Below are 25828 nucleotides of genomic sequence, written 5' to 3'. Positions count from 1 at the left end.
ATACGTGCGCCATAGGGCTTACCGCCCGTGTCAAGGCGTACCGACATTCCCCCGACCCCTGTCGCGAGCGGGCCTGTGCCTGTCCGCGGTGCGGACGGGTTCAGCGTCAGCAACGCGAGGAGACGGTGCAGTGAGCGGGATCACGACGTCGGGTGAGAAGAAACTGAAGCTCTTCTCCGGCCGTGCCCACCCCGAACTGGCGAGCGAGGTGGCCGCGTCGCTGGGGACCGAACTGGTTCCGACGAAGGCGCTGGACTTTGCGAACGGGGAGATCTACGTCCGCTTCCTGGATTCGGCGCGTGGTGCGGACTGCTTTGTGATGCAGAGCCACACGGCTCCCATCAACCAGTGGATCATGGAACAGCTGATCATGATCGACGCTCTGAAGCGGGCCTCCGCGCGGAGCATCACGGCGATCCTGCCGTTCTACGGCTACGCCCGCCAGGACAAGAAGCACCTGGGCCGTGAGCCCATCTCCGCCCGCCTGATCGCCGATCTGCTGCGGCAGGCGGGCGCGGACCGGCTGATGGCGGTGGACCTGCACACGGCGCAGATCCAGGGCTTCTTCGACGGCCCGGTGGACCACCTGTTCGCGCTGCCGCTGCTGGCGGACTACCTGGGCGCGAAGGTGGACCGGGACCGGCTGACCATCGTGTCGCCGGACGCGGGCCGGGTGAAGGTCGCGGACCAGTGGTCGGACCGGCTGGGCGCACCGCTGGCGATCATCCACAAGCGCCGTGACATGACGCAGGCGAACACCATCCTGTCCGCCGAGGTGGTCGGTGACGTCAAGGGCCGGGTCTGTGTCCTGGTCGACGACATGATCGACACGGCCGGCACGATCTGCGCCGCCGCCGACGCGCTGTTCGACAACGGTGCCGCGGACGTGATCGTGGCGGCCACGCACGGCGTGCTGTCCGGTCCGGCGGCGGACCGCCTGAAGAACTCGCGGGTCAGCGAGTTCGTCTTCACCAACACGCTGCCGACGCCGGCCGAGCTCCAGCTCGACAAGATCACCACGCTGTCGATCGCCCCGTCGATCGCCGCGGCGATCCGCGAGGTGTTCGAGGACGGCTCGGTCACCAGCCTCTTCGAGGGCGTGCACTGACGAAGCCCCGCGCAGGCGGCCCCGGTCCCTCGCGGGCCGGGGCCGCCGCCGATTTCGCGGGAGGCCGCCGGTGCGGTTAGACTCGTGAAACTGCTCGGCGAGGGATGCCGTGTGCCTGCTTGCCGGGTGCCCGCTCCGTGATCGACGCGCTGCCGGTGCCGGATTTCCGATGGCCGGCAGAGGTCGTGCACCGCCGAGTGACCCCCGAACGTACTGAGGGTGTGGTCCCGGCGGTTTTTCGCGTTGCCTGCACCCCCGCGCCATTTTCACGAGGAGTGCAGTCGTGTCCGAGATCCGCATTGCCGCTGAGACCCGTACCGAGTTCGGCAAGGGTGCCGCCCGTCGTGCCCGCCGCGCCGGCCTCGTCCCCGGAGTCGTCTACGGCCACGGCCACGCCCCGGTTCACCTGAACCTGCCGAGCCACGCCCTGATGATGGCGCTGAAGACCCCGAACGCCCTGCTGGTCGTGCCGATCGAGGGCAAGGACGAGTACGTGCTGCCGAAGGCCGTCCAGCGTGAGGCCATCAAGCGCACCATCGAGCACGTCGACCTGCTGCTGGTGAAGCGCGGCGAGAAGGTCACCGTCGAGATCCCGGTGCACACCGAGGGCGAGCTGGCCCCCGGCGGCAACCTGCTGGAGCACGTGCTCAACGCCCTGCCGATCGAGGCCGAGGCCACCCACCTGCCCGAGTCCGTGACCGTCTCGGTCGAGGGCCTGGAGGCCGGTGCCTCGATCCACGCCAAGGACATCACCCTGCCGGCCGGCGTCACCCTGGCCGTCGAGGCCGACGCCGTCGTGCTGCAGGTCATCGGCGCCCAGGCCGCCCCGGCCGAGGAGGAGGCCGAGGAGGCCGAGGCCGGCGCCGAGGCCTGAGCCTCCCGCCAGTCACTGACACCGCTGCCCCGGCCGCTCCCGTACTGGAGCGGCCGGGGCAGCGGTGTGTCCGGGATGATGTCGACGAGGGTCGAGTTCGAGGAGCGTGGGATGAGCGAGGACGCGTACGAGGGGCCGTGGCTGGTGGTCGGGCTCGGCAACCCGGGTGAGCAGTACGCCCGGAACCGGCACAACATCGGGTTCATGGTGGTGGACCTGCTGGCGCAGCGGATGGGCGCGCGGTTCAAGGCGCACAAGAGCCGGGCGCAGGTGGCCGAGGGGCGGCTGGGCGGCCGGCGGGTGGTGCTGGCGAAGCCGATGTCGTTCATGAACCTCTCGGGCGGTCCGGTGACCGCGCTGCGGGACTTCTACAAGGTGCCGGCGTCGGCGCTGGTGGCGGTCCACGACGAGCTGGACATCGACTACGCGGCGCTGCGGCTGAAGCTGGGGGGCGGCGACAACGGTCACAACGGGCTGAAGTCGATCACCAAGTCGCTGGGCCCCGACTACCACCGGGTGCGGTGCGGTATCGGCCGTCCGCCGGGGCGGATGGAGGTCGCGGACTTCGTGCTGAAGGACTTCTCCAGTACCGAGCGCAAGGAACTGGAGTGGTTCGTGGACCGCTCGGCGGACGCGGTGGAGGCGCTGTTGTCCGAGGGGCTGGAGCGGGCGCAGGGGACGTACAACTCCTGAGCGGTGACCGGGCGTCAGCCCGGCGGCCGCCACGCCGGGCGGGTACGCAACAGTCGTACAACGCTTGGCCGTCCAAACCTGAATAGGTGTGAGAAACCTGTGCGCGATCGGATAGCGTCGGGAGGGTACGCGAACGGGTCCTGGGGAGTTCTCGATGCGGAGATTGCGGCCGGTCCGAGTGGTGCGGCTGAGGCAGCTCGGACGGCGGGTGGGTACGGCCGGTGCGCTGGGGGCGGCCGGAGTGCTGCTCTCCGGTGGCGGTCTGGCACATGCGGAGTCGGTGGCGGAGCCCGATCCGGGTGTGGTGTCCCCGGAGCCGGTGTCGGCGCAGCTGGGGCCGGTGCTGGGTGGTTCGGTCGGCGGTGACGCGGGCCTGCTGGCGGTCGGCGGCGGTCTGGTCGTGGCGGCCGGCGGCGCGGCGCTCTGGCTGAAGCGCCGTCGTGCGGGCGATCCGGGGGAGTAGCGCACGTGGTGTCCGGCGGGGCCGGTGTCCGGGTTCCGGGCACCGGCCCCGCCGTGTTCGACCGTGTTCGACGGCCGGTGGTGGAACCGTGGGCCCGCGTCGCGCGGGGGACGGACGGGACGGGCCCCGTGGCATCGGGTGATGCCACGGGGCCCGTCCGTCGTCGCGGGGCCGGTCAGCCGGTGTTGCGCAGGCCGGCGGCGATGCCGTTCACGGTGAGCAGCAGCGCGCGGGCGCGCAGCGGGTCCTCGGTGAGGCCGGCGGCGACCTCCTCGCGCTGGCGGCGCAGCAGCGCGACCTGGAGGTAGGAGATCGGGTCGAGGTAGGCGTCGCGGACGGTGAAGGTCTGCTTCAGCACGGGGTTGTGCTCCAGCAGTTCGCTCTCGCCGGTGAGGCGCAGGACCTCGCGCAGGGTGAGCTCGTGCTCGGCGATGATCTGGTCGAAGATGTGGTGCAGCTCGGCGGGGACGAGCTGCTCGACGTAGTGGCGGGCGATCCGCAGGTCGGTCTTGGCCAGCGTCATGGCGACGTTGGACAGGAAGTTGCGGAAGAAGTGCCACTGGCCGTACATCTCGTCGAGGACGTCGCCGAGGCCGGCCGCGCGGGCGGCGGCGAGGCCGGAGCCGACGCCGTACCAGCCGGGGACGATCTGGCGGGACTGGGTCCAGCCGAACACCCACGGGATGGCCCGCAGTCCGTCCAGGCCGGCGCCGGAGTCGGGGCGGCGGGACGGGCGGGAGCCGAGGTGGAGCGAGGCGAGCTGGTCGACCGGGGTGGCGGCGAAGAAGTACTTCGGCAGGTCGTCCTGCTCGACGAGGGCGCGGTAGGCCGTGTGGGCGGCCGCGGAGACCTGGTCCATGGCGGCGTCCCAGCGGGCCAGTTCCTCGGGGGCCTGGCGCGGCGCGGTGTGCAGCGCGGAGGCGGAGAGGGTGGCCGAGATGGTCAGTTCGAGGTTCTCGCGGGCCAGCGAGGGCAGCAGGTACTTGTCGGAGATGACCTCGCCCTGCTCGGTGACCTTGATCTCGCCCTCCAGGGTGCCCCAGGGCTGGGCCAGGATGGCCTCGTGCGAGGGGCCGCCGCCGCGGCCGACGGTGCCGCCGCGGCCGTGGAAGAGGCGCAGCCGGATGCCGTAGCGGTGGGCGACGTCGCGCAGCCGGCGCTGGGCGCGGTGGATCTCCCACTGGGAGGTGGTGATGCCGCCGAACTTGGAGGAGTCGGAGTAGCCGAGCATGACCTCCTGGACGTCGCCGCGGAGCGAGACGAGCAGGCGGTAGGACGGGTCGGAGAGCATCTCGTCCAGGATGCGGTCGGCTTCCCGGAGTTCGTCGGTGGTCTCCAGCAGCGGCACGATGCCGATCTTGGCGATGCCGGCGTGGAGGTCGATCAGGCCGGCCTCGCGGGCGAGGACGGTGGCGGCGAAGACGTCGTCGGCGCCCTGGCACATGGAGATGATGTAGCTCTCGACGATCTCGTCGCCGAACCGCTCGAAGCCCTCGCGGATGGTGTTGAAGACGCCGAGGGTCTTGGTGCCGGCGGCGTCGAGCGGGGCCGGGGTGGGGGCCAGCGGGCGGCGCGAGCGGAGCTCCTTGGCGAGCAGCTTCTGCCGGTACTCGCGGGGCATGTCGTTGTAGCGCCAGGCCTCCTCGCCGAGCCGGTCGAAGAGCTGGCCGAGCGCGTGGTGGTGGGCCTCGGCGTGCTCGCGGACGTCCATGGTGGCGAGCTGGAGGCCGAAGGCCTCGATGGTGCGGATGGCGCGGGCGAGGCGCCCGTCGGCGATGAGTTCGCCGCGGTGGGCGCGCAGGGAGTCCTGGATGAGGCGCAGGTCGGCGATGAGCTCGCGGGTGCCGAGGTAGTCGCGGCCGTCGATGTGCGGGGTGCCGTGGGACAGCCGCTCGCGGGTGTTCTCCAGCTTGAGGCGGACGCAGGTGGCCTTGAGGCGGTAGGGCTCCTCGGCGTTCATCCGCTTGTAGCGGGGGCTGAGTTCGGGGAGCGCGTGCAGGTCGTTGTTGAGCGACGCGAGCAGCTCGACCGAGGCGCCGGCGAGGCGCTCCGAGGTGGAGAGGGAGTTGCGCAGGTCGTCGACGGCGGCGAGGGCGTCCTTGATGCCGTACTCGTGCTGGAGGTTGAGGACGTCCCAGGTGACCTGGGGGGTGACGTTGGGGTTGCCGTCCCGGTCGCCGCCGATCCAGGTGCCGAAGGTGAGCGGGCGGACGCCGTCGGGGAGGCTGAGGCCGACCCGGGCCAGCTCCTCGTGCAGCTCCTCGAGGACCTCGGGGACGGCGTCGCGGTAGAGCTCGTCCAGGTAGTAGACGGCGTTGCGGGCCTCGTCGGTGGGCTCGGGGCGGGCGATGCGCAGCTCGTCGGTCTGCCAGAGCAGGTCGATGACCTCGGCGAGGCGCCGGTCGGCCTGGCGCTTGGCGGAGGAGGTGCGGGCCGGGTCGGCGGCGGCGAGACCGGAGGCGAGCTGGTCGCGGTGGACGCGGTCGAGGAGTTCGCCGATCCGGCGGAGCTTGTTGAGGACGCTGCGGCGGGCGGCCTCGGTGGGGTGGGCGGTGAAGACCGGGCGGACCGCCAGGTGGGCCAGGGTGTCGGCGAGGTGCTTGGGGTCGGCCTCGGCGAGCTGGTCGGCGGTCTGGGCGAGGAGGGAGCCCTCGCGGGCGCGGCGGGTGGCGAACTCGCGGCCGCGGTGCACCTGCTCGGTGACGTTGGCGAGGTGGAAGTAGGTGGAGAAGGCGCGGACGAGCTTGGCGGCGGTCTCCAGGTCGATGTCGGAGAGCAGTTCGGCGGTGGCCTCGCCGTTGGTGCGGCTGAGCAGCCGGACCTGTTCGACCAGGCCCAGCAGCTGGGGGCCTTCCTGGCGGACGAGCGTCTCGCCGAGCAGGTCGCCGAGGCGGCGGATGTCCGCGCGCAGGGCGGCGTTGTCCGCGACTGGGCCGGCGGCGCCGACATGGCTGGGGCTGTCCGCCGGGGTGGGGACCGGAGCGGTCACGGCTGGCTCCCTGTGGTGGTGGGGTTCGGCAACGGCTCATCGTCACAGTTCCGCGCGCGTGTGGCGCGTGTGACGCGTGCGGACCGCGCTGTCCGACGCGACCAGCATAGGTGTCGGGAGGGTCGCTGTCCGCGAGGTGGCCGGATGGCGGACAAGATCACACACAGCCCATGTGGTCTGGACCACTTGAGGCCCCGGTGAAGTGTCGCGGCGTATCCGGGTGGGGAGAGGACCCTGTTGCGGCTTAGGCTGTCGGCCATGAGCAAGTCGCCTGGGGAGCGCGTGCCGGTCAGGTCGTTCTGGTGGTGGGAGCGTCGGCGCAGCGCTCTCCTGGACATCGGGCTGGCCGGGCTCGCGGCGCTGGAGTGCGCGGTCAGCGCGGTCACCTTCCTGGCACCCCGGCTTGACCTGGGGCTGCCGGCGATCGTGGGGGTCGCACTGGCCGGGGCGCTGGCGGGTTCCACCCTGGTGCTGCGGCGGCGCTGGCCGGCGGTGCCGGTGATGGTGGCGCTGGTGACGGTGCCCGGCATGTTCGGCGTGCTGCTGCTGGTGATGTCGCTGTACACGATGGCGGAGTCCTGGGAGTGGCCGTCGCGGCGGCTGCGGATGGTGGCGCTGTCGGTGGTGGCGTTCGTCGAGGCGTCCGGCGTGATGCTCGTGTCGATGGTGACGCCCGGCGGCGGGGCGATGCCCGAGCCGCCGCTCTGGGGGAAGGTGCTGCTGTCGGTGCTGGTGGCGGTCGCGCTGACGGTGCCGCCGGTGGTGACCGGGCTGTACGTGGGCGCGCGGCGACGGCTGATCGAATCGCTCCAGGACCGCGCGCACGGTCTGGAGGCGGAGCTGGACCTGCTGGCCGAGCAGGCCAGGGAGCGGGCCCGCCGGGCCCGGCTGGAGGAACGGACCAGGATCGCCCGGGAGATGCACGACGTGGTGGCGCACCGGGTGTCGCTGATGGTGGTGCACTCCGGGGCGCTGGAGCGGATCGTCGCGAAGGACCCGGAGAAGGCGGCGCAGAGCGCCAAGCTGATGGGCGAGGTCGGCCGGCAGGCGCTGAACGAGCTGCGGGAGATCCTCGGGGTGCTGCGGATGTCGGACGAGCAGGCGCCGGAGCCGGACTCGCTGGCCGGGCTGCCGCGGCTGGTCGACCAGTCGCGGGCGGCCGGGATGGCGGTGACGCTGACCGTCAGCGGCAGCCGTCAGGAGTTCACCGGCGAGGCCGAGCAGACCGCGTACCGGGTGGTGCAGGAAGGGCTGACCAACGCGCACAAGCACGCGGGCGGCGCGCAGGTCGCGGTGCTGCTGGCGTACGCGCCGAACGGGGTGCGGGTGAGCGTGGTGAACGCCTGCCCGGGCGGGGAGCGGGGCGCGGCGGCGCTGCCCAGCGGCGGCAACGGGCTGGTCGGGATGCGCGAGCGGGTGGTCGCGCTGGGCGGCACCTTCTCGGCCGGTCCGGAGCGGGACGGCGGGTTCCGGGTGGAGGCGGTGCTGCCGTCCCGGCTGGTGGTCCGGGCCGAGCGGCTGGTCTGACGGCCGGGCACGGCCGGGGTGGTCAGGTCTCGTCGGCGGTGCGCAGCCGCTCGGGGGCGGTGCCGAGGATCAGTGTGGAGACGGCCTGGTCAATGCCGTGTCCGAGAAACCACTCGCCGGTGTGGTCCAGGCTGTAGACGCGGCCCTCCTCGTCGATGGCGAGCAGCGCCTGTCCGTATGTCTCCTCGCCGAGCGGGGCGAGCCGGGTGTCCAGGGCGCGGCCGAGGTCGGCGAGGGTGCGCGGCTGGTGCAGGCCGCAGAGCGGGTCCACCAGGAACGGGGTGCGGGCGAGCTGACGCCCCGGTCCGCCCAGGTCGAAGGCGAGGCCGCCGAACTCGGCCCAGGCCTCGACCGCGGCCGGGAACACCGCGTGCTGGACGCCGGCCGGACTGCCGTACGCGACCAGCGCGTCGGCCCACTCCTCGGCCTGCCGGATCTGCCAGCGGCCGGGGTGCCAGCCGGCCGCCTTGAGCTCGGCGGCGACGTCGGCGGGGAAACGGGGGCGGGTCCGGCCGGCGGGCGCGCCGAGGGTGGCCGGCGGCGGCAGCGGCGGGCTGGGCGGATTCAGGACGGGCTCCGGGGGCTCGGGGACGGGGGGCGTGCGGGGCGCGGTCAGCGGCCGGGCGGGCCGACGGCGACGCTCTGCACGGTGAAGTGCTCCAGCAGCGGGACGCAGGACCGGCAGGGCGGGGCGTGGGTGCCGTGCGCCGGGTCGTGCTCCTCGCGGATGCGGACGGTGGTCAGCCGCGCCCCCTTGAGCGCCTTGCGGGCCTCGTGCAGACTCATCGGCTTGCGGGAGGCGCGCTTGGAGCGCTTGCCGTCCACGGTGGTGAGGTACTGGGAGAGCAGGACGGCCTCCGGGCAGCGGCCGGTGAAGCGTTCGCGGTGCTCGACCGGCAGACCGTCCAGGAACTCGCCGACCAGCGGGTGCAGCACCGGGCGCCGGGCGGGCTTGTCGCCGGCCAGGGTGTGCACCTCGCCGCCGCGCAGCGACAGGGCGGCGGCGACGGCGGGCAGCAGACTGTCGCGGTGGTGGCGCAGCAGGGGCGGGCCGTCCGGTTCCCCGGTGGTCATGCGTCGTCCTCCTCCTGTTTTCCGCTGACGGCACGGCTGATGGGGTCAGTCCGGGGCAAGCCTGTCAAATATCCCCGCCATCCGCACAACCGGGGTGCGGAGGTGGGTGGTCGTCAGGGCCGCTCGCGGGGTGACCGGCCGGGCGGGCACGCGATCGTGGCCGGATCCGCACGCCATCGTCACGACTCGTCCCCGGTGGACCCGAATCCACCCCCGGCCGGCGGCGGTGGCCGGTAGCGTTCCAGCAGCGGGCCGAGGGGGTGGCCGGGCCATGGGGATGGCCGGCCGGTCAAGGCAACTCCTTTGCTCGGCACGGCCGTTGAGGCCGCCGTGGCGGGGGCGTCCAGACGTCGGGCAAGGGGGATCTTGCGATGACGGAAACCGCCAACGAGGCGCCGGGCGAGCACGTGCCCACGCCCGGTGTGCCGCACGCCGTCGCGGTCTCCTCCTGCACCACCGGCCGGCACCGGCGCCCGGCTGGTCGCGGACCCGCCGCACGGCACCACCAACTACCAGTCCTGCTGGGTGCTGCCGCCGGACGGCGCCCCCGACCGCGCCGAACTGCTCGCCCGGCTCGCCGGGGCCGGCGTCCTCGCCCGGCGCGGCATCGTGGCCGCCCACCTGGAGGCCCCGTACAAGGGCGCCGCCCGGGTGCCGCTGCCCGCCGCCGAACTGCTCACCCGCCGCTCGCCGGTCCTGCCGCTCTACCACTCGCTCACCGAGCGGCAGCAGGACCGGGTGACCGACGCCCTGCGCGCCGCCCTCCCACCGCGCTGACCCCGAAGGGGAGCAGGATGCCCACCGGCACACCCGTCCCACTGGTGGACCTGAAGGCCGCGCACGCCGAGGTCGAGGCGGAGGTCCGGGCCGGCTTCGACCGGGTGCTCGCCACCGGCGGCTACCTCAAGGGCCCCGAGGTGGCCGGCTTCGAGGAGGAGTACGCCGACTTCTCCGGCACCCGGCACCGCGTGGGCGCCGCCAACGGCACCGACGCCCTCGAACTCGCCCTGCGCGCCCTCGGCCTGCCGCCCGGCGGCGTGGTGCTGCCCGCCAGCACCTTCGTCGCCACCGCGGAGGCCGTGGTCCGGGCCGGCCTGCGCCCGGTCCTGGTCGACGCCGACCCCGCCCATCCGCTGATCGACCCGGCCCGCGCCGCCGACGCGCGGCCCGGGGCGGTCGCGCTGCTGCCCGTCCACCTCAACGGCCGGCTCGCCCCGACGGCGCCGCTGCTGGACGCGGCCGACGGCCTGCCCGTGGTGGAGAGGACACCGCCCAGTCCCAGGGCGCCAGGCAGTACGGCCGCGCCTTCCACGGCCGGATCTCCGCCGCCGGCTTCCACCCCGGCAAGAACCTCGGCGCGTACGGCGACGCGGGCGCCGCCGTCACCGACGACGACCTGGCCGCCGCCGTCCGGCTCATCGGCGACCACGGCTCGGGCCGCAAGTACGAGCACGAGCGGTTCGGCTTCAACTCCCGGATGGACGCCCTCCAGGCCGTGGTGCTGCGGGCCAAGCCGCGCCGGCCGCCCGCCCGGAACGACGCCCGCCGGGCGCTACCACCGGCTGCTGGCCGGCCTCGACGGCGTCACCCTGCCGCGGACGGCGCCCGGCAACGAGCGCGTCCGGCACCTGTACGCGGTGCGGATCGGTCCGGGCCGCGACCGGGACACCGTCCTCGCCGCGCTCCAGGCCGCTGGCGTCGGCGCCGCCGTCCACTACCCCGTCCCGGTCCGCCTCCAGCCCGCCTTCCGGCACCTCGGTCACGGCGAGGGGGCCTTCCCGGTGGCCGAGCGGGCCGCCCGCGAACTGCTCACCCTGCCGCCGTTCCCGCAGATCACCGAGGTCCAGCAGGAACGCGTCGCCGAAGCCCTGGCGAAGGCCCTCGCGGCCTGAGCCACCACCGGCCGCCGGCCCCGTTCCGGTCTTCCCGGGCGGGGGTCCGGGGCCGGGGCAGACCCCCTACCCTGGTGTCCAGCAAGCGCACCGAGAATTTGCAGCAGCCAGTGGGGGCTCCCAGATGACGACAGGTCGGCCCGGCGTCGCCGCCGCGCCAAACGCGGCGTACGCAGGTCAGGTGGTGCAGTTCCCGGATCCGGTCCGCGCGGAGCGGCACCCCGCCGGGGTCCGGGTGGACGAGCACGGCTACCCGGACTTCGGCCCGTACGCGGCCGCCGCGGCCGAGGTCGCCGACCCGCCGGACGGCTTCGGCGTGGACGAGCTGCGGCTGACCGACTACGTCTCGGCCAACGCCGCGCTGTTCACCCAGGGCCACCCGCTCTGGGCCGATCTGGAGACCGCCGTCGCCACCCCGCCCGGCTGGACCTGGCACCACGCGGTCGGCCGGGCCGCGCCCGGCCGGCGGCGGATGGAACTCGTCCCGGTCGAGGTCAAGGCGCTGCTGCGGCACCACGGCGGGCTGGCCACCTCCTCGGCCGACCACAGCCGCCGGGGCACCCGCCCGCTGCAGGAGCGGCGGCCCGCGCACTTCTCGCTCGCCCGGGACGGCGGCGACCCGATCGGCGTCCCCGAGGACCTGCTGCAGAGCGCCGAGGAGCGCCTCGGCTACCGGCTGCCCGGCGCGTACCGCACCTTCCTCAAGCTCGGCGGCGGCCGCGCCCCGGTCGGCGTGGCGCTGGACCCGGAGCTCGGACTGCTGCTCGACCAGCCGTTCCTGACCCTCAGCGAGGAGTACGGCACCGAGGACGTCGTGTACGCCAACAAGTGCCTGCGCGACCACCTCACCAAGGACTACCTCGGCATCGCCTACGCCCAGGGCGGCATCGTGGCGCTCAAGGTGCGCGGCGACCGGGTCGGCTCGGTCTGGTTCTGCCTCTACGACGACGCCCGGGACAACGGCGCGGCCGAGGCCCCGGAGGACCGGGTCGCCCGGCTGCTGCTGCCCTGCGGTGAGGACTTCGACGCCTTCCTGCTCCGGCTGGCCGGCAGCCCGCCGGAGCTGGAGACGGTCGCGGAGCTGATGGTGGACGGCGGGTTCGCCCGCGCCGTGCCGGTGGGCTGACGTGGCCCCGGCGGTGGCGGTGTCCGGCGTGATGGACGCGGTGGGCGCGACAGGTGCGGAACAAGCGGGGACGAAGGGGACAGGGGTGAACCGGGCGTGGTGACGTACGCGCAGGCACAGGAGCTCGCCGAGGAGTGGATCAACGGCGGGGTGCCGCGTCCGCTCCAGCGTGAGGTGCGGGTCCGCGAGTTCGACCTGGGCTTCGTCTGCTGGGCGGTCCAGCCCGCCGACCGGGCGTCGGGTGAGACCGGCGGTTCGGCGGGCGAGGCGCGGCTGGTGATCGCCCGGGACTCCGGGGCCAGCACGCTCTGGCCCGCGCTGCCGGTCAACGAGGTGGTCCGGCAGTACGAGGAGGTGTACGGGCGGCCGGTCGCGGCAAACCCGGCCGGTGCGGCGAAGCCCGCGCCCGGGCCGGTCGAGGCGACGTCCTTCCTGCTCAGCCCGCCGCAGTGGCTCCAGGAGGCGGGCGCCGCGGCGATCGCGGCGGAGGCGGAGCGGCTGGGGACGGCCGCCGCCCCGCGGGCCGCCGCCGCGCAAACGGTCCCGCAGGCCGCCGCTCCGCCGGCGCCCGCCGTGCTGACCACGCCGCCGGCCTCCGAGCGGCCCGCCGGGGACGCGCCGACCATGCTCGCCCCGCCGCCCGGCCCGGCGCCGCAGGCCCCCGTCGCCGATCCCGCCGCGCCGCCCACAGCGCCGCCCACAGCTCCGCCCACAGCTCCGCCTGCCGCTCCGCCGGTCGGCGGTGCCGAGGCGGCCACGGTGCTGCTGCCCGAGGGCCTGCGCACCAACGGCGCCGGTCTGCCCGGTGCGGGCCGGCCCGGTGCGGAGGCGGCCACGGTGCTGCTGCCCGCCGACGGCTACGGGACGCCTCCGTCCCCGCCGCCGGCCGGCCCGGCGGTGGAGCCCGCGCCGACGGTGCTGGCCTCGCCGGACGGTCTGCCCGGGCTGATGGGTCTGCCCGGGGCGCCCGGCCCCGGTGTACCAGGCCCCGGCGCGCCCGGGACGCCACCGCCCGCCGCGCCCGCGCCCGCCGTGCCGCAGGGCGTCCCCGGCCGTAACCCGGTCGGCGCTCCGCCGCCGCCTCCGCCGGGCGAGCTGCGGCACACCCCGGGCGGCGGCACGCCCGTGGCGGCCGTCGGCGGACGCAACCCGGCCGCCGCCCCGCCGCCCCCGCCCCCGGCGGGCCTGCGCGGCGCCGACGGTCCGCCCGCCGCGCCCGGTGCCGGGGCGGCGTACGAGCGCACCCAGCTCGCGAACGCGATCGACCTGTCGGCCGCCGGTGCCGCCCCGGGCGTGCCCGGCGACCCCGGCACGCCGCCGTCCGGGGGCCCGGCCGTGCCGCCGCCACCCGGCGCCGCGGGGCCCGGCGCGCCCGCGTCCGGCTACGGCTACCCGGCCGCCCCGGCCCCGGCCCCGGCCGCTCCGCCGGCGCCCGTCCCCGGCCCTCCGCAGGGCGCCCCGGTGCCGCCCGGCGTGCCCGCCGTCGGCCCGGGCTACTTCGCGGCGCTCAGCTACCGCGGCCCGGACGGTTCCGAGCAGAAGCTGCTCCACCGCAGCGAGCCCGGCACCCCGCACCCCGAGTGGAAGATCCTCCAGGACCTGCGGCGGCTGAACGTTCCGCCGGAGCAGGTGCTGGAGCTCTACACCGAGCTGGAGTCCTGCGACCTTCCGGGCGGCTACTGCCACCGGATGATCGCCGCCTCCTGGCCGAACGTCCGGCTGACCCACACCGCCGACTACGGCCGGGACCACCACACCCGGCAGGCCGGCATGGCCCAGCTGCTCGACCACCTGGACGAGCTGCACCAGCTGGCCTCCGGCGCCCAGCGGGTGCGCCCGTTCCGGGTGCCGCTGCCCGCCCCGGGGAGTGTCCCGCCGCTGCCGCCGCTCGCACCGCAGCAGCTCGCCCAGGAGCTCGGCCAGGCCTTCGGCCCGAACGTGTTCCGCTTCGAGCAGCGCGCCGTCGCCCGGCAGGGGGTGCCCGAGCCGGTGGCGCAGACCCTGATGTGGGCGGGCCTGCCGCGCGAGTTCGGGCCGTTCTTCTGGGCGCAGGCCCAGGAGGGCCGCCCGATCCCGACGCTCGCCGAGCTGGCGGTCGAACGCGGCCTGCCGGCCGGCCCGGACTTCGGCGGCTACCTGGTGCTCGGCAACGACTACGGCCGCCAGCTCTGTGTGCAGTACGGCACAGCGCACGTGGTCGCGGTGGACGTCGACGGAACCGGCGAGCCGCCCCGGTTCGTCAACAGCGGTGTACCGGAGTTCGTCCGCGCGCTGGCCCTGCTGGGCCGGATGTGGCGGCTGCGGTACGGGCTGACGCCCGATCAGGCAGGCCGCTGGACAACCGACTTCCAGGCCCAGCTCGCCGCCGTCGACCCGGCGGCCCTCCAGTCGGCGGACACCTGGTGGGCCGTGCTGCTGGAGCAGTTCTGGGACGGTCTGCTGTAGCGGACCGCCCCCGGTCCACCCAGGTGGAAGGGGTCGTTCCGCTGTCCGGAACGGCCCCTTCGCCGTGCTGCTGCGGCTCTGCCTCATTGGGGTTTCGCCACGATCTGCGCAAAATAGGTCAAGAGGATGGGTCTATTCGGCCGGTCCTCACCGCGTTTCGATCCGTAAGACGTTCGGTTCCAGACTCGGTTCCCGATCCGTCCGATCCGTCCGATCATGGGCTCCGCAGCCCGCGACACGAGGGGAAGAGCCCATGAGCGACGCCGTCCCCCAGCACGGCTTCACCGCTGCCCGGCGCGGTTACGCGCCCGAGCAGGTCGACCGAGCCCTGGCCGCTCTCACCGCACAGCGCGACGAGGCGTGGGAACGGCTGAGCGTGCTCGGCGCCGGGATCCGGGAGATGGAGCGTCGGCTGGCCGACATCCGGCAGGCCGCCGCCGACGCCCCGGAGCCGGACTACGAGGTGCTCAGCGAGCAGGCCCTGGCGCTGGCCAGGATGGCCGAGAACGAGGCCAGGGCCGTCCGCGACGCCGCCGAGCGGTACGCCGAGGACAACCGGGACGACGTCTACGAGGCCGGCCAGGCGCTGTCCCACGCCGCCAAGGAGTACGCCGCGACCACCCGCGCGGAGGCCGACCAGGCCGCCCGGCGCACCGACGAGCGCACCCGGGCCGAGGCCGAGGCGATCCGCGCCGACGCCGACCGCGACATCCGGTCCGTCCGGGACGCGGCCACCGCCCACGCCGCCAAGGTGCGGGTCGCGGCGGCGGAGGCCTCCGAGCGGGCCGAGGCCAAGCTGGCCGAGCTGCGCCGCCGCGCCGACGAGACGTTCGCCGCGGCCGAGGCCAAGGCGGACGCCGCGGACGCCCAGGTGGCGGCGACCGCCGAGCGCCGGGTCAAGGAGGCCGAGCAGCACCGGGAGACCGTGCTCGGCCAGATCAAGCAGGCGGACGCCGAGGCGCAGGCCAGGGCGGACCAGCTGATCGAGCAGGCCCGGCGCGAGGCCGAGCGGATCAACGCGGCGAGCGAGCGCGAGCAGCGCGAGTTCGAGACCCGCCAGGAGACGGTGCAGCAGCACCTGGACCACATCAAGGCCACCCTCGCCTCGCTCACCGGCGCGGCCGTGGGCGCGCTCGACCCCGCCGAGGCGGCGCGGGCCGGGGCGCGGGACGCGCCGGAGGTGGACTCCGAGGCGGACACCGGCGAGATCGCGGTGGCGAATCTGCGCAAGGACGGTGCGGTCGGGGTCGCCCGTGGGGTCCGGCCGGCCGCCGCCGAGGCGGCGACGGCGGTGCTGCCGGTGCCGCCCGGCCCGGTCACCCCGGGGCCGGTCGCGCCCGCCGGGGCGCCGCCGCGGCCGGCCTCGCCGCCGAGCGGTGCGCCCTCCGGCGGCGCGACCGGCGGCGAGCAGAGGCGGCCGGAGGAGGAGACCCGGATCATCCCCAAGATCGTGATCGTGGACGACGGCAGCCCGAACACCGTGGGCTACCACCGGCGCTGACCCCGGGCGGTTCCCGCCTCAGGGCGCGGCCGAGGGGCCGTCGCCCGCCAGCAGCCGCACGAGCTTCTCGTCCTGGGCCCTGACCGCCTCCCGCTGGGCGGTCAGGGCCTGCGCGTTGCGGTCGATCAGCTGCCGCTGGTAGCCGGCCAGGACGGCGAACCAGATGCCGCCGAGGTTGCTGCTCGCGGTGCAGTCGGCGTCGGCGCGGGCGGTCGCGATCTCGCTCGCGGTGATCTCCCGGGCGCCCTGGAACCGTCCGGGCAGGACCGCCGGGTCGTCGGCCTGGAACCCGGCGGCGGCCATGCAGCCGGACCAGTTCCGGGTCGCCGCGACCACCCGCTCGTCGCGGCCGGTCGCCCGGAACGACTCGTCGAACAGCCGGCTGACCAGTGCGGTGCCGTTGCCCGGGGGCGAGCCGATCCGTTCCGCCGCCTGCCGGTCGCAGTCCACCCGGGCGGCGTCGTACGCCTCGCCGGACCCGGCCGGTGACCCGACCGGCCGGGGTGCGGTCCGCGTCGGCGGGTGGAATCCCTGCACGGCAGCGGCCCCGGCCCCCAGATACCCCCAGGCGCCGGCCGGCAGGGCGGTCGCGTTGTCCGGCGCCTGCGCGGGCTGGAGGCCGTCGCCGCCGAACGCGGTGAATCCGGCCCGCCGCATACACGAGACGACCAGCGCATTCCTGGCCTGAATCTCTTTCACGGCGCTCTGGTCATTGCCCTGATAAGCGGAGAGCGGCAGTCCGGTCATTCCGCCGCGACCGGATTCCGGGGCTTTCGGCGAGTCGATCGCCGGCGGCGTCGGCGAGGATTCCGCCGAACCGCCTCCGGGGAAAGCGGTGCAACTTGCCGAAAGGGTCGAAAAAGCAGCCGCCAGGGCGATGGCGGTGAATCGTCCCAAATGTGGTGGACGTGCCAAGCTTCTGCTCCGTTCCTCAGGCCCGGCAAGGCTGATCGGACCCTAGCGCATTCCCCCTGGGTTCGTTTCGGGGGTACCCGCGGTACTACGGCTTGGCCGGAAAACAGCTGTTCGGTAGCAGGCCTCCATGTAAATCTCTGGAGTCGCAACAGCTGTCGATGGAGGGGTTTCATGATTCGCCGCACAAATCCCCGCAAGGATCGCCGTACGGGAAATATCAGGGCGAGCAGGATCGGCGTGCTCGCCGTTCTGGCCGCCACCGCCGCCGCGCTGCTGCCGGTGGCCGATGCGAACGCCGTGAACCGGATCGACTGCGGTAACCACACCGATTACGCGAAGGTGTACAACTACGGCTACAGCGGCCAGCTCTGCTTCGCGAACGACGGGTGGATGTCGGTCCGTATCTACAACGTCGACCGGATCGACGCCGGTAACAACCGGGTCATCACGTACCTCGGCGGCGGGCTCGGCTCCTGGACGGTCTTCAACTGGGAGCAGTACGACTTCAACGGCAACCAGGGCCACCAGGTGATGATGTACGACATCAACCTCTCCCGCTGGTAGCCGGCGCGAGCCGTTGTCCTCCACGGGGTGCCGGGCGGGTGCGGACGCCCGGCACCATCCCGTGGTCGCCCTCCCGGCCCGGTCACAGCACCTCGACCGCGGCGCCCGACAGCCGGCGGCGGCAGTCCAGCACGTACCGGGCGTGCGTGGTGACGGCCTCGTAGTCGAACTCGTCGTGGTCGGCGAGCAGCACCACCGCGTCCGCCGCCGCCAGCTCCTCCGGTGTCGCCTCCACCCGGCGGACGGCGGCGAACGGATCGCCGTGCGGATCCTGCTCGGCGGCCCGCTGGCCGGGGATCACCGGCTCCGGGACGTGCACCCCGACCACCACGTGCGGGTCGGCGGCCCGGACCTCGGCGCCCATCCTGGTCAGCAGTTCGGCGACCCGGGCGGCCGGCGTCTCCCGGGCGTCCCCGGTGTTCTTCTTGTAGGCGAGCCCGAGCAGCAGCACCCGCGACCCCTTCACCGAGCGCCGCCGCTCGTTCAGCGCCTCGGCGAGCCGCCGCACCACGTAGTCGGGCATGTGGCTGTTGACGTCGTTGGCCAGCTCGACGAAGCGGAACGACTGGCCGAGTGCCCGCTCCACCCGCCAGGACAGATAGCAGGGGTCGATCGGCAGGCAGTGCCCGCCGACGCCCGGCCCCGGGGTGAAACGCAGATAGCCGAACGGCTTGGTCGAGGCGGCGTCGATCGCCTCCCAGACGTCGATCCCGAGGTCGTGCGCGAACATCGCCAGTTCGTTGACCAGCGCGATGTTCACATGGCGGAAGGTGTTCTCCAACAGCTTGGTCAGCTCGGCCTCCTTGCAGGAGGAGACCGGTACCGTCCGCTCGACCAGCTGTCCGTAGAAGCCCTCGACGGCCGTCAGGGCCGCCGGGTCCACACCGGAGACCACCTTCGGGGTGTTCTCCAGCCGCCAGGTCGGGTTGCCCGGGTCGATCCGCTCGGGGCTGTAGCCGAGGTGGAAGTCCCGGCCGGCGGTCAGGCCCGAGCCCTCCTCCAGCAGCGGCGCGAGCAGTTCCTCGGTGGTGCCCGGGTAGGTGGTGGACTCCAGGACCACCGTCGCCCCCGGCCGCAGGTGCTGGGCGAGCAGCCGGGCCGAGGACTCGATGCAGGACAGGTCGGGCACCCCGTCGCGCAGCGGCGTCGGTACGGTGATCACCGCGATGTCGAAGCCCGCCACGTCGGCCGGGTCGGCGGACGGCAGATAGCCGCCGCTCTCCAGCAGCGGGCGCAGCCGCTCGGAGGGGATGTCCTCGACGTACGACTCGCCGACCGCCAGCCGTTTGATCCGGCGCTCGTCCACGTCGTAGCCGACCACCCGGTGCCCCACTTCGGCCGCGCGGACCGCCAGCGGCAGCCCCACATAGCCCTGGCCTGCGATGACAACGCGCATGACGAAGAACCCCCTCCATCGCGACGCCCCCAGACCCCTCCGGAGCGTCCCCACACGGCCTTCACAACAGGGTAGGGAGCGGTGGCGGGGCGGCGTGCGCGTTCGGGCAAACGGGCGGGCGGTCCGGGCGCGGCGGCGCGGAGCGGACGAGGCCGAGACCCGTGGCGTCCTCCAGGAAAGGACGCCACGGTTCCCGGCGCTTGGGCGGGCGCCCCCACCCAGGGTCGCCCGGCCTCGCACCCCCGACCCCCATCGGGTGTGCGACTGTGCCGCCACAGCCATCCCCCACGGTTGGGTGCGGCGGGCACATTCACCATGGTGCGCGATCTCCATGGACGGCCAGTGACAGGAGTATGTCCAGTTCGTGGCAGATCGCGAAGCCGTGTGCGCGGCCCGGTGGCCGGTGGTCCGGCCGCGCCCCGGCCGCGCCCCGGCCGCGCCCCGGCCGCGCCCCGGCCGTGCCGTGGCCGTGCGCCGCGTGCGCGTCTGCGCCGCGGCGTAGGCTGGAGACCCCCGGCCGCACGGCGTGCCGGGCCGTTCGCGTTGCCCCGGCGGGCCTTCGTCGCCCGGGGGCAGCACCAGCCACGGGACGAAGAAGAGACTCCAGATGAGCCTGACCGGACTGCTCGATGTCGTCGCGCGGGACGCGGCCCTCGCCGAGGCGATCGAGGCCGCGACCGCCAGCGGTGCCGCCGCCGGCGGCCGCCGCCACCTGGACCTGGTCGGCCCGCCCGCCGCCAGACCGTTCGCCGTCGCGGCGCTGGCCCGCGGGCTCGCCGCGCAGGCGGCGGGGGAGCGCGGCCGGCCGGTGCTGGCCGTCACGGCCACCGGCCGGGAGGCCGAGGACCTCGCCGCCTCGCTCCGCTCGCTGCTGCCACCCGACGCGGTGGCCGAGTTCCCGGCCTGGGAGACGCTGCCGCACGAACGGCTCTCGCCGCGCTCGGACACCGTCGGCCGCCGGCTGGCCGTGCTGCGCCGGATCGTGCACCCGCGCGCGGACGACCCGGCGGCAGGCCCGGTGCAGGTCGTCGTGGCCCCCGTCCGCTCGGTGCTTCAGCCGCAGGTGAAGGGGCTGGCCGAGCTGGAGCCGGTGGCGGTCCGGCGCGGTGAGTCGCACGACCTGGAGGAGGTGGCCCGGCGGCTGTCGGCCGCCGCCTACGCCCGGGTCGAACTGGTCGAGAAGCGCGGCGAGTTCGCGGTGCGCGGCGGCATCCTGGACGTCTTCCCGCCGACCGAGGAGCACCCGCTGCGGGTGGAGTTCTGGGGCGACGACGTCGAGGAGATCCGCTACTTCAAGGTCGCCGACCAGCGCTCGCTGGAGATCGCCGACTTCGGTCTCTGGGCGCCGCCCTGTCGTGAGCTGCTGCTGACGGACGAGGTCCGGACGCGCGCCGCCGCGCTGGCCGTCGAGCACCCCGGGCTGGCCGAGATCCTGGACAGGATCGCCGAGGGCATCGCGGTCGAGGGCATGGAGTCGCTGGCACCCGTCCTGGTGGACGACATGGAACTGCTGATGGACGTGCTCCCGCTCGGCTCGGTCGCCGTGGTCTGCGACCCCGAGCGGGTCCGCACCCGGGCGGCCGACCTGGTGGCGACCAGCCAGGAGTTCCTGCACGCCTCGTGGGTGGCGGCCGCGGCCGGCGGGGACCGGCCGATCGACCTGGAGGCGATCGACGTCTCCGCCGCCTCGCTCCGTTCGCTGGCCGAGGTGCGCGAGCACGCCGAGGAGATCGGCCTGCCCTGGTGGTCGGTCAGCCCGTTCGCCACCAGCGAGTCCTCGGTGGACTCCGTCCTGGAGTTCGACGCCAACACGCTGACCCTCGGCATGCACGCGGTCGAGGCGTACCGGGGTGACACCGCCCGGGCGATCGCCGACGCCAAGGAACGGCTGGCCGCCGACTGGCGGGTCGTCATGGTCACGGAGGGGCACGGCCCGGCCTCCCGGCTCGCCGAGGTGCTCGGCAACGAGGGGATCCCGGCCCGGCTGGTCGCCGACCTCGCCGAGGCGCCCACCCGGGACGTCGTCCATGTCTCCTGCGGCTCGATCGAGCACGGCTTCGTCGACGAGGCGCTCAAGCTGACCGTGATCACCGAGACCGACCTGTCCGGCCAGAAGTCCTCCACCAAGGACATGCGCCGGATGCCGTCCCGGCGCCGCAACGCGATCGACCCGCTGGCGCTGGCCGCCGGGGACTACGTCGTCCACGAGGCGCACGGCGTCGGCCGCTACGTCGAGATGGTGCAGCGCACCGTGCAGGGCGCGACCCGCGAGTACCTGGTGCTGGAGTACGCGCCGGCCAAGCGCGGCCACCCCGGCGACCGGCTCTTCGTGCCGACCGACCAGCTGGACCAGGTCACCAAGTACGTCGGCGGCGAGGCCCCGACCCTGCACCGGCTCGGCGGCGCGGACTGGGCCAAGACCAAGCAGCGGGCCAAGAAGGCGGTCAAGGAGATCGCCGCCGACCTGATCAAGCTGTACTCGGCCCGGATGGCCGCCCCCGGCCACACCTTCGGCCAGGACACCCCGTGGCAGCGCGAGCTGGAGGACGCCTTCCCGTACGCGGAGACGCCCGACCAGCTGACCACCATCGCCGAGGTCAAGGCGGACATGGAGAAGTCCGTCCCGATGGACCGGCTGATCTGCGGCGACGTCGGCTACGGCAAGACCGAGATCGCGGTGCGGGCGGCGTTCAAGGCGGTGCAGGACGGCAAGCAGGTGGCGGTGCTGGTGCCGACCACGCTGCTGGTGCAGCAGCACTTCTCCACCTTCGCCGAGCGCTACGCGAACTTCCCGGTGACGGTGAAGGCGCTCTCCCGGTTCCAGACCGACGGCGAGGCGAAGGCCGTCCTGGAGGGCCTGTTCGAGGGCTCGGTGGACGTCGTCATCGGCACCCACCGGCTGTTCTCCTCGGAGACCCGCTTCAAGGACCTCGGCCTGGTCATCGTGGACGAGGAGCAGCGGTTCGGCGTCGAGCACAAGGAGCAGCTGAAGAAGCTGCGCGCCAACGTCGACGTGCTGACCATGTCGGCCACCCCGATCCCGCGCACCCTGGAGATGGCCGTCACCGGGATCCGCGAGATGTCCACCATCACCACCCCGCCGGAGGAGCGGCACCCGGTGCTGACCTTCGTCGGCCCGTACGACGAGAAGCAGATCTCGGCCGCGATCCGGCGTGAACTCCTGCGCGAGGGCCAGGTGTTCTACATCCACAACCGGGTGGAGTCGATCGACAAGGCGGCCGCCCGGCTGAAGGACCTCGTCCCCGAGGCGCGGATCGCCACCGCGCACGGGCAGATGGGGGAGACCCAGCTGGAGAAGGTCGTCGTCGACTTCTGGGAGAAGGAGTTCGACGTCCTGGTCTCCACCACGATCGTGGAGTCGGGCATCGACATCTCCAACGCCAACACCCTGATCGTGGAGCGCGGCGACACCTTCGGGCTCTCGCAGCTGCACCAGCTGCGCGGCCGGGTCGGCCGAGGCCGCGAGCGCGGGTACGCGTACATGCTGTACCCGCCGGAGAAGCCGCTGACCGAGACCGCGCACGAGCGCCTCGCCACCATCGCCCAGCACACCGAGATGGGCGCCGGTATGTACGTGGCGATGAAGGACCTGGAGATCCGCGGCGCCGGCAACCTGCTCGGCGGGGAGCAGTCCGGGCACATCGCGGGGGTCGGCTTCGACCTCTACATGCGGATGGTCGGCGAGGCGGTGGCCGAGTTCCGCGAGTCGCTGGCGGGCGGCGGCGAGCCGGAGGAGGAGCCGCTGGAGGTCAAGATCGAGCTGCCGGTGGACGCCCATGTGCCGCACGACTACGCGCCGGGCGAGCGGTTGCGGCTCCAGGCGTACCGCTCGATCGCGGCGGTCAACTCGGAGGCGGACATCACCCAGGTCCGCGACGAACTCGTGGACCGCTACGGGAAGCTGCCCGAGGCGGTGGAGAACCTGCTGATGGTGGCGGCGCTGCGGCTGTACGCCCGCCGGTGCGGCATCTCGGACATCACCCTGCAGGGTTCCAACGTCCGGTTCGGGCCGGTGGAGCTGCGCGAGTCGCAGCAGCTGCGGTTGAACCGGCTCTACCCGCGCAGCCAGGTCAAGGCCGCCGCCCGGCAGTTGCTGGTGCCCCGGCCGACGACCGGCCGGATCGGCGGCAAGCCGCTGGTCGGGCGTGAACTGCTGGGCTGGTGCGGTGAGTTCCTGTCGGCGATGTTCGACGACCTGGCGGGGGCGAAGAAGTAGCGGGCGCCGGGGGTCTGCCCCCGGGGGGGCGGCGGTCCCGGGCGAACTGCCCGGGGCCGCCGTTGCGTGTTGCGCGGGTGGGGCACGCGTGCGCACCCTCCTCCAGTGACCGGGACTTGCCGGCGGGCCCCCCGGTCTCCCGCACCCGCGGGCATGACTTTCGACAGATCCGCCCCGCGCCGCCCTTCCGTACTGTCGTCTCCGTGCGAACAGGTGGACAGCGGTGGGACGGGTGGCTGGACGGCGGGCTGCTGGCGGTGGCGGCGGCGGCGACCGGGTGGAGTGTGTTCAGTCTCTGGTGGGCGCTGCCCGCGACGGCGGCCGCGTTCCTGGCGGGGCGGCGGACGGCGCGGGCCCGGTCGGCCGTCGCGGTGTTCGCCGGGCTGGTCGCCGTCGGGCTGGTGGCGGTGGCGGTGGTGCCGCGGTGGTTCGTGCTCGGGACGAGGTTCGTCCTGCTCTCGGTGTGCGTCGCGATGGGGCCGTGGCTGCTGGGGCGGTTCTGGCGCCAGTCGCAGGAGCTGGTGCGGGCCGGGTGGGAGCGGGCCGAGCGGCTGGAGCGCGAGCAGTGGCTGGTGGCGGAGCAGGCCCGGCTGCGGGAACGTGCCCGGATCGCCCAGGACATGCACGACGCGCTCGGCCACGATCTCAGCCTGATCGCCCTGCGGGCGGGGGCACTCAAGCTCGCACCCGGCCTGGCACCGCCGCACCGGGAGGCCGCCCAGGAGATCCGGGCGGGCGCCGCGGTCGCGGTGGAACGGCTCGGCGAGGTCATCGGCGTCCTGCGGGACGACGACGGGGGAGCCCCCCGTGGTCCGGCCGACGCGTCCATCGCGCAACTGGTCGTCGAGGCCGCGGCTGCCGGCCTGGACGTCCGGCTGGCCGTCACGGGCGAGCCGGACGGGCTGCCGAGGGCGGCCGAGCACGCCGCCTACCGGGTGGTGCAGGAGGCGCTGACCAACGCGGCCAAGCACGCACCGCGGGCGCTGGTCACCGTCGAGGTGGGGTACTCGGCGCAGGGGGCCCGGGTCGGGGTGGCCAACGGGCCGTCCCCGGCCGCGCCGGCGCCGGCGACCGGTGGACGCGGGCTGATCGGACTCGCCGAGCGGGTCCGGCTGGCCGGCGGGGTCTTCACCCACGGCCCGGGGCCCGACGGCGGCTTCGAGGTGGTGGCGAGCCTGCCGCGGGTCCGCCCCGCGAACACCGCCCCCGCCCCCGGTCCTGGCTCCGCCCTCAGCCCTGGCTCCGCCCCTGGTCCCGCGTCCTCCGTACGGGTGGCGGAGACCCGGACGGCGGAGACGGCGGGGGAGCTCCGGCGCGCCCGGCGGCGGGTGGTCCGGGGGCTGGCGGCGGCGGTTCTGGTGCCGCTGGCGACCGGCCTGGTGCTGGTGCTCGCCGTGCGAGGATGGGCCTTCCACGTCACCAGCCAGGCGGTGCTGGACCCGGCCGGCTACGCGTCGCTCCGGGTCGGTCAGGACCGGGCCTCCGTGCGAGGCGTCCTGCCGGAGCGTCAGCTCACCTACCGGCCGCCCGCCATGGCGGCGGTGCCGCCGGCCCCGTCGGGAGAGGGAGTCGAATGCGAGTACTACGCGATGTCCGCGGATCTGTTGGTCGACTGGTCGGGCGACGCGTACCGGCTCTGCTTCCAGGGGCAGGTGCTGGTCTCGCTCGATGCTCTGCTCCGGTGAACGCGGGAGGCGGGCGGTGACGATTCGTGTGGTGATCGCCGATGACGAGCCGATGGTCCGGGCCGGAGTGCGCGCGGTGCTCAGCACCGACCCGGGCATCGAGATCGTCGCCGAGACCGGGGACGGCCGGGACGCCGTCGAACTGGTCCGGCGGCACCGGCCGGACGTCGTGGTGCTGGACATCCGGATGCCCGGAGCGGACGGTCTCACCGCCGCCGCCGAGATCCGCCGGACCGGCGCCGCCACCGGGATCGTCATCCTGACGACCTTCGGCGAGGACGACTACATCCTGCGGGCCCTCGGCGGCGGCGCCAACGGCTTCCTGATCAAGTCCGGCGAGCCGGAGGAACTGATCGCCGGCGTCCGGGCGGTGGCGGACGGCGCCGCCTACCTCTCACCCCAGGTGGCCGCGCGGGTGGTCGCCCATCTCGCCGCGGGCGGTGCGGGCGGGCCCGCCGACCGCCGGACCGCCGCCCGGGACCAGGTGGCCGGGCTGACCGTCCGGGAACGCGACGTGCTGACGCTGATCGCCGCCGGGCTGTCCAACGGTCAGATCGCCCGCCGGATCGGCGTGGTGGAAGGCACCGTGAAGGCCCATGTGAGCTCCATCCTGGCCCGGCTCGGCGTGGCCAACCGCGCGGCCGCCGCCGTCCTCGCGCACGAGGCCGGCCTGACCGTCGGCGGTTCGTGCGCGGGTGGCCCGCGCGACTGACGGCGCCAGCAGCAGCGTCCCCAGCAACGGCACGCCGCCCAGCGCGGACACCGCCCCGGTGGCGAGCGGGAGCAGCGCGACGACCACCGCCGCCGTGACGGTGGCGCCCAGGGCGGCCCCAGCGGCCACGTCGTGCGGGTAGTGCACCCCGGCCGCCACCCGCAGCGCGGCCGTGGCGCCGCCGACGGGTATGACGAGCAGGGCCCAGCGCGGCCGCAGCAGCACCAGGCCGGTGGCCAGGGCGACGGCCAGGGTCGCGTGGTTACTGGGGAAGGACCAGTCGCCCGGCGGCGGGCACTCGGCGACGGCCGGCACCCCGGGCAGCGCACGGCAGGGCCGCTCCTCGTCGACGATCAGCTTCAGCACCTCGCTGGTGCCGTACGCGAGCACCGTGCCGAGGCCGGTGAGCACGACCCCCGCGACCGGTCCGGCGGCGCGCCGACCGCGCGCCGTCCACCAGCGGAGCGCCAGCAGCAGACCGAGCACCAGCAGCCCGGCCTCGGTGGCGGGCTCCATCAGCGAGCCCAGCCAGTGCGGTGCGTCGGCGACCGCCTCGACCACCCGCCGGTAGCCCGTGACGGACGGGCCGCCGACCACCCGGGTCGGTGCCTCCTCGCCGCCGCCCGC

18 protein-coding genes and 3 pseudogenes are annotated in these 25828 nt (G+C 74.3%); 15 read left to right on the top strand and 6 right to left on the bottom strand.

Annotation, left to right across the window (positions count from 1 at the left end; genetic code table 11):
• The first annotated feature begins 130 nt into the window (after nucleotides 1-130).
• From ACIP82_RS26985 to ACIP82_RS26970, 4 genes are all read left to right on the top strand, one after another.
• Nucleotides 131-1108 (top strand): ribose-phosphate diphosphokinase, encoded by a 978-nt coding sequence (locus ACIP82_RS26985; RefSeq protein WP_363606981.1) that lies wholly within the window; start codon nucleotides 131-133, stop codon nucleotides 1106-1108.
• Between the two features lie 283 nt (nucleotides 1109-1391).
• The gene (locus ACIP82_RS26980; RefSeq protein ID WP_363606983.1) at nucleotides 1392-1982 is read left to right on the top strand and encodes a 50S ribosomal protein L25/general stress protein Ctc; all 591 of its coding nucleotides are present in this window, start codon (nucleotides 1392-1394) and stop codon (nucleotides 1980-1982) included.
• A 111-nt stretch (nucleotides 1983-2093) separates the two neighbouring features.
• The gene (pth, locus tag ACIP82_RS26975; RefSeq protein WP_363606984.1) at nucleotides 2094-2675 is read left to right on the top strand and encodes an aminoacyl-tRNA hydrolase; all 582 of its coding nucleotides are present in this window, start codon (nucleotides 2094-2096) and stop codon (nucleotides 2673-2675) included.
• 154 nt (nucleotides 2676-2829) lie between these two features.
• Entirely contained in the window at nucleotides 2830-3138 is a 309-nt protein-coding gene (locus ACIP82_RS26970) for a hypothetical protein (protein WP_363606986.1), read from the top strand.
• Nucleotides 3139-3313: 175 nt separating this feature from the next.
• Here ACIP82_RS26970 and ppc read toward each other — a convergent pair whose 3' ends face one another.
• Nucleotides 3314-6049: a phosphoenolpyruvate carboxylase gene (ppc, locus tag ACIP82_RS26965; RefSeq protein ID WP_363607025.1), complete on the bottom strand. Its 2736-nt coding sequence runs from the start codon at nucleotides 6047-6049 to the stop codon at nucleotides 3314-3316.
• Nucleotides 6050-6385: 336 nt separating this feature from the next.
• Between ppc and ACIP82_RS26960 the strand changes: the two genes are divergently transcribed.
• On the top strand, nucleotides 6386-7654 hold the full coding sequence (locus tag ACIP82_RS26960) for a histidine kinase (RefSeq protein ID WP_363606987.1): 1269 nt from the start codon (nucleotides 6386-6388) through the stop codon (nucleotides 7652-7654).
• 22 nt (nucleotides 7655-7676) lie between these two features.
• Here ACIP82_RS26960 and ACIP82_RS26955 read toward each other — a convergent pair whose 3' ends face one another.
• Together ACIP82_RS26955 and ACIP82_RS26950 are read right to left on the bottom strand one after the other, a co-directional pair.
• Complete coding sequence (locus ACIP82_RS26955; RefSeq protein WP_400657117.1) at nucleotides 7677-8201, bottom strand: SUKH-3 domain-containing protein; 525 nt, start codon at nucleotides 8199-8201, stop codon at nucleotides 7677-7679.
• 65 nt (nucleotides 8202-8266) lie between these two features.
• Nucleotides 8267-8728 (bottom strand): YwqJ-related putative deaminase, encoded by a 462-nt coding sequence (locus tag ACIP82_RS26950; protein WP_363606988.1) that lies wholly within the window; start codon nucleotides 8726-8728, stop codon nucleotides 8267-8269.
• A 420-nt stretch (nucleotides 8729-9148) separates the two neighbouring features.
• Here ACIP82_RS26950 and ACIP82_RS26945 point away from each other — a divergent pair, with 420 nt between their 5' ends.
• The 6 genes and pseudogenes from ACIP82_RS26945 to ACIP82_RS26920 all read left to right on the top strand — a co-directional run bounded on the left by ACIP82_RS26945 (nucleotide 9149) and on the right by ACIP82_RS26920 (nucleotide 15692).
• Nucleotides 9149-9505, top strand: a complete 357-nt coding sequence (locus ACIP82_RS26945) for a DegT/DnrJ/EryC1/StrS family aminotransferase (protein WP_400656983.1) — start codon at nucleotides 9149-9151, stop codon at nucleotides 9503-9505.
• A gap of 17 nt (nucleotides 9506-9522) precedes the next feature.
• Nucleotides 9523-9975, top strand: a pseudogene (locus ACIP82_RS26940) (DegT/DnrJ/EryC1/StrS family aminotransferase); the annotation flags it as partial.
• 71 nt (nucleotides 9976-10046) lie between these two features.
• Nucleotides 10047-10620 (top strand): annotated as a pseudogene (locus ACIP82_RS26935) (DegT/DnrJ/EryC1/StrS family aminotransferase).
• Nucleotides 10621-10744: 124 nt separating this feature from the next.
• Entirely contained in the window at nucleotides 10745-11746 is a 1002-nt protein-coding gene (locus ACIP82_RS26930) for an SMI1/KNR4 family protein (RefSeq protein ID WP_363606990.1), read from the top strand.
• A gap of 96 nt (nucleotides 11747-11842) precedes the next feature.
• Nucleotides 11843-14191 carry an SUKH-4 family immunity protein gene (locus tag ACIP82_RS26925; protein WP_400656981.1) on the top strand — a complete coding sequence of 783 codons (2349 nt, stop codon included), beginning with the start codon at nucleotides 11843-11845 and terminating at the stop codon, nucleotides 14189-14191.
• A 253-nt stretch (nucleotides 14192-14444) separates the two neighbouring features.
• Complete coding sequence (locus ACIP82_RS26920) at nucleotides 14445-15692, top strand: hypothetical protein (protein WP_400656978.1); 1248 nt, start codon at nucleotides 14445-14447, stop codon at nucleotides 15690-15692.
• 18 nt (nucleotides 15693-15710) lie between these two features.
• Here ACIP82_RS26920 and ACIP82_RS26915 read toward each other — a convergent pair whose 3' ends face one another.
• Nucleotides 15711-16391, bottom strand: coding sequence for a hypothetical protein (locus ACIP82_RS26915; protein ID WP_363606994.1), 681 nt, complete (start codon nucleotides 16389-16391; stop codon nucleotides 15711-15713).
• A gap of 453 nt (nucleotides 16392-16844) precedes the next feature.
• On the opposite strand from ACIP82_RS26915, the gene ACIP82_RS26910 reads away from it, so the two are divergent.
• Nucleotides 16845-17171: a beta/gamma crystallin domain-containing protein gene (locus ACIP82_RS26910; RefSeq protein WP_400656975.1), complete on the top strand. Its 327-nt coding sequence runs from the start codon at nucleotides 16845-16847 to the stop codon at nucleotides 17169-17171.
• Between the two features lie 82 nt (nucleotides 17172-17253).
• Here ACIP82_RS26910 and ACIP82_RS26905 read toward each other — a convergent pair whose 3' ends face one another.
• Nucleotides 17254-18567, bottom strand: coding sequence for a nucleotide sugar dehydrogenase (locus ACIP82_RS26905; protein WP_363606998.1), 1314 nt, complete (start codon nucleotides 18565-18567; stop codon nucleotides 17254-17256).
• A gap of 607 nt (nucleotides 18568-19174) precedes the next feature.
• On the opposite strand from ACIP82_RS26905, the gene mfd reads away from it, so the two are divergent.
• The 3 genes from mfd to ACIP82_RS26890 all read left to right on the top strand — a co-directional run bounded on the left by mfd (nucleotide 19175) and on the right by ACIP82_RS26890 (nucleotide 25201).
• The gene (gene mfd / locus ACIP82_RS26900) at nucleotides 19175-22804 is read left to right on the top strand and encodes a transcription-repair coupling factor (protein WP_400656971.1); all 3630 of its coding nucleotides are present in this window, start codon (nucleotides 19175-19177) and stop codon (nucleotides 22802-22804) included.
• A 203-nt stretch (nucleotides 22805-23007) separates the two neighbouring features.
• Complete coding sequence (locus ACIP82_RS26895; protein WP_400656968.1) at nucleotides 23008-24489, top strand: sensor histidine kinase; 1482 nt, start codon at nucleotides 23008-23010, stop codon at nucleotides 24487-24489.
• Complete coding sequence (locus ACIP82_RS26890) at nucleotides 24473-25201, top strand: response regulator (RefSeq protein WP_400656966.1); 729 nt, start codon at nucleotides 24473-24475, stop codon at nucleotides 25199-25201. Before ACIP82_RS26895 ends, ACIP82_RS26890 begins: the two co-directional genes overlap by 17 nt.
• 90 nt (nucleotides 25202-25291) lie before the next feature.
• Here the strand turns inward: ACIP82_RS26890 and ACIP82_RS26885 are convergent.
• Nucleotides 25292-25717, bottom strand: a pseudogene (locus ACIP82_RS26885) (phosphatase PAP2 family protein); the annotation flags it as partial.
• Between the last annotated feature and the right edge of the window lie 111 nt (nucleotides 25718-25828).

It is taken from the genome of Kitasatospora sp. NPDC088548, from assembly GCF_044753005.1.
GTDB lineage: Bacteria > Actinomycetota > Actinomycetes > Streptomycetales > Streptomycetaceae > Kitasatospora.
Note: the sequence above shows the minus strand (reverse complement) of the source record. Positions and strands in the feature narration are given on the sequence as shown.

Bases quoted from the DNA above. Each gene is read 5' to 3' on its own strand.
- pth (WP_363606984.1), top strand. From the start codon at position 2,094: ATGAGCGAGGACGCGTACGAGGGGCCGTGGCTGGTGGTCGGGCTCGGC.
- ACIP82_RS26970 (WP_363606986.1), top strand. From the start codon at position 2,830: ATGCGGAGATTGCGGCCGGTCCGAGTGGTGCGGCTGAGGCAGCTCGGA.
- ACIP82_RS26960 (WP_363606987.1), top strand. From the start codon at position 6,386: ATGAGCAAGTCGCCTGGGGAGCGCGTGCCGGTCAGGTCGTTCTGGTGG.
- ACIP82_RS26950 (WP_363606988.1), bottom strand. From the start codon at position 8,728: ATGACCACCGGGGAACCGGACGGCCCGCCCCTGCTGCGCCACCACCGC.
- ACIP82_RS26930 (WP_363606990.1), top strand. From the start codon at position 10,745: ATGACGACAGGTCGGCCCGGCGTCGCCGCCGCGCCAAACGCGGCGTAC.
- ACIP82_RS26920 (WP_400656978.1), top strand. From the start codon at position 14,445: ATGAGCGACGCCGTCCCCCAGCACGGCTTCACCGCTGCCCGGCGCGGT.
- ACIP82_RS26905 (WP_363606998.1), bottom strand. From the start codon at position 18,567: ATGCGCGTTGTCATCGCAGGCCAGGGCTATGTGGGGCTGCCGCTGGCG.
- mfd (WP_400656971.1), top strand. From the start codon at position 19,175: ATGAGCCTGACCGGACTGCTCGATGTCGTCGCGCGGGACGCGGCCCTC.
- ACIP82_RS26890 (WP_400656966.1), top strand. From the start codon at position 24,473: ATGCTCTGCTCCGGTGAACGCGGGAGGCGGGCGGTGACGATTCGTGTG.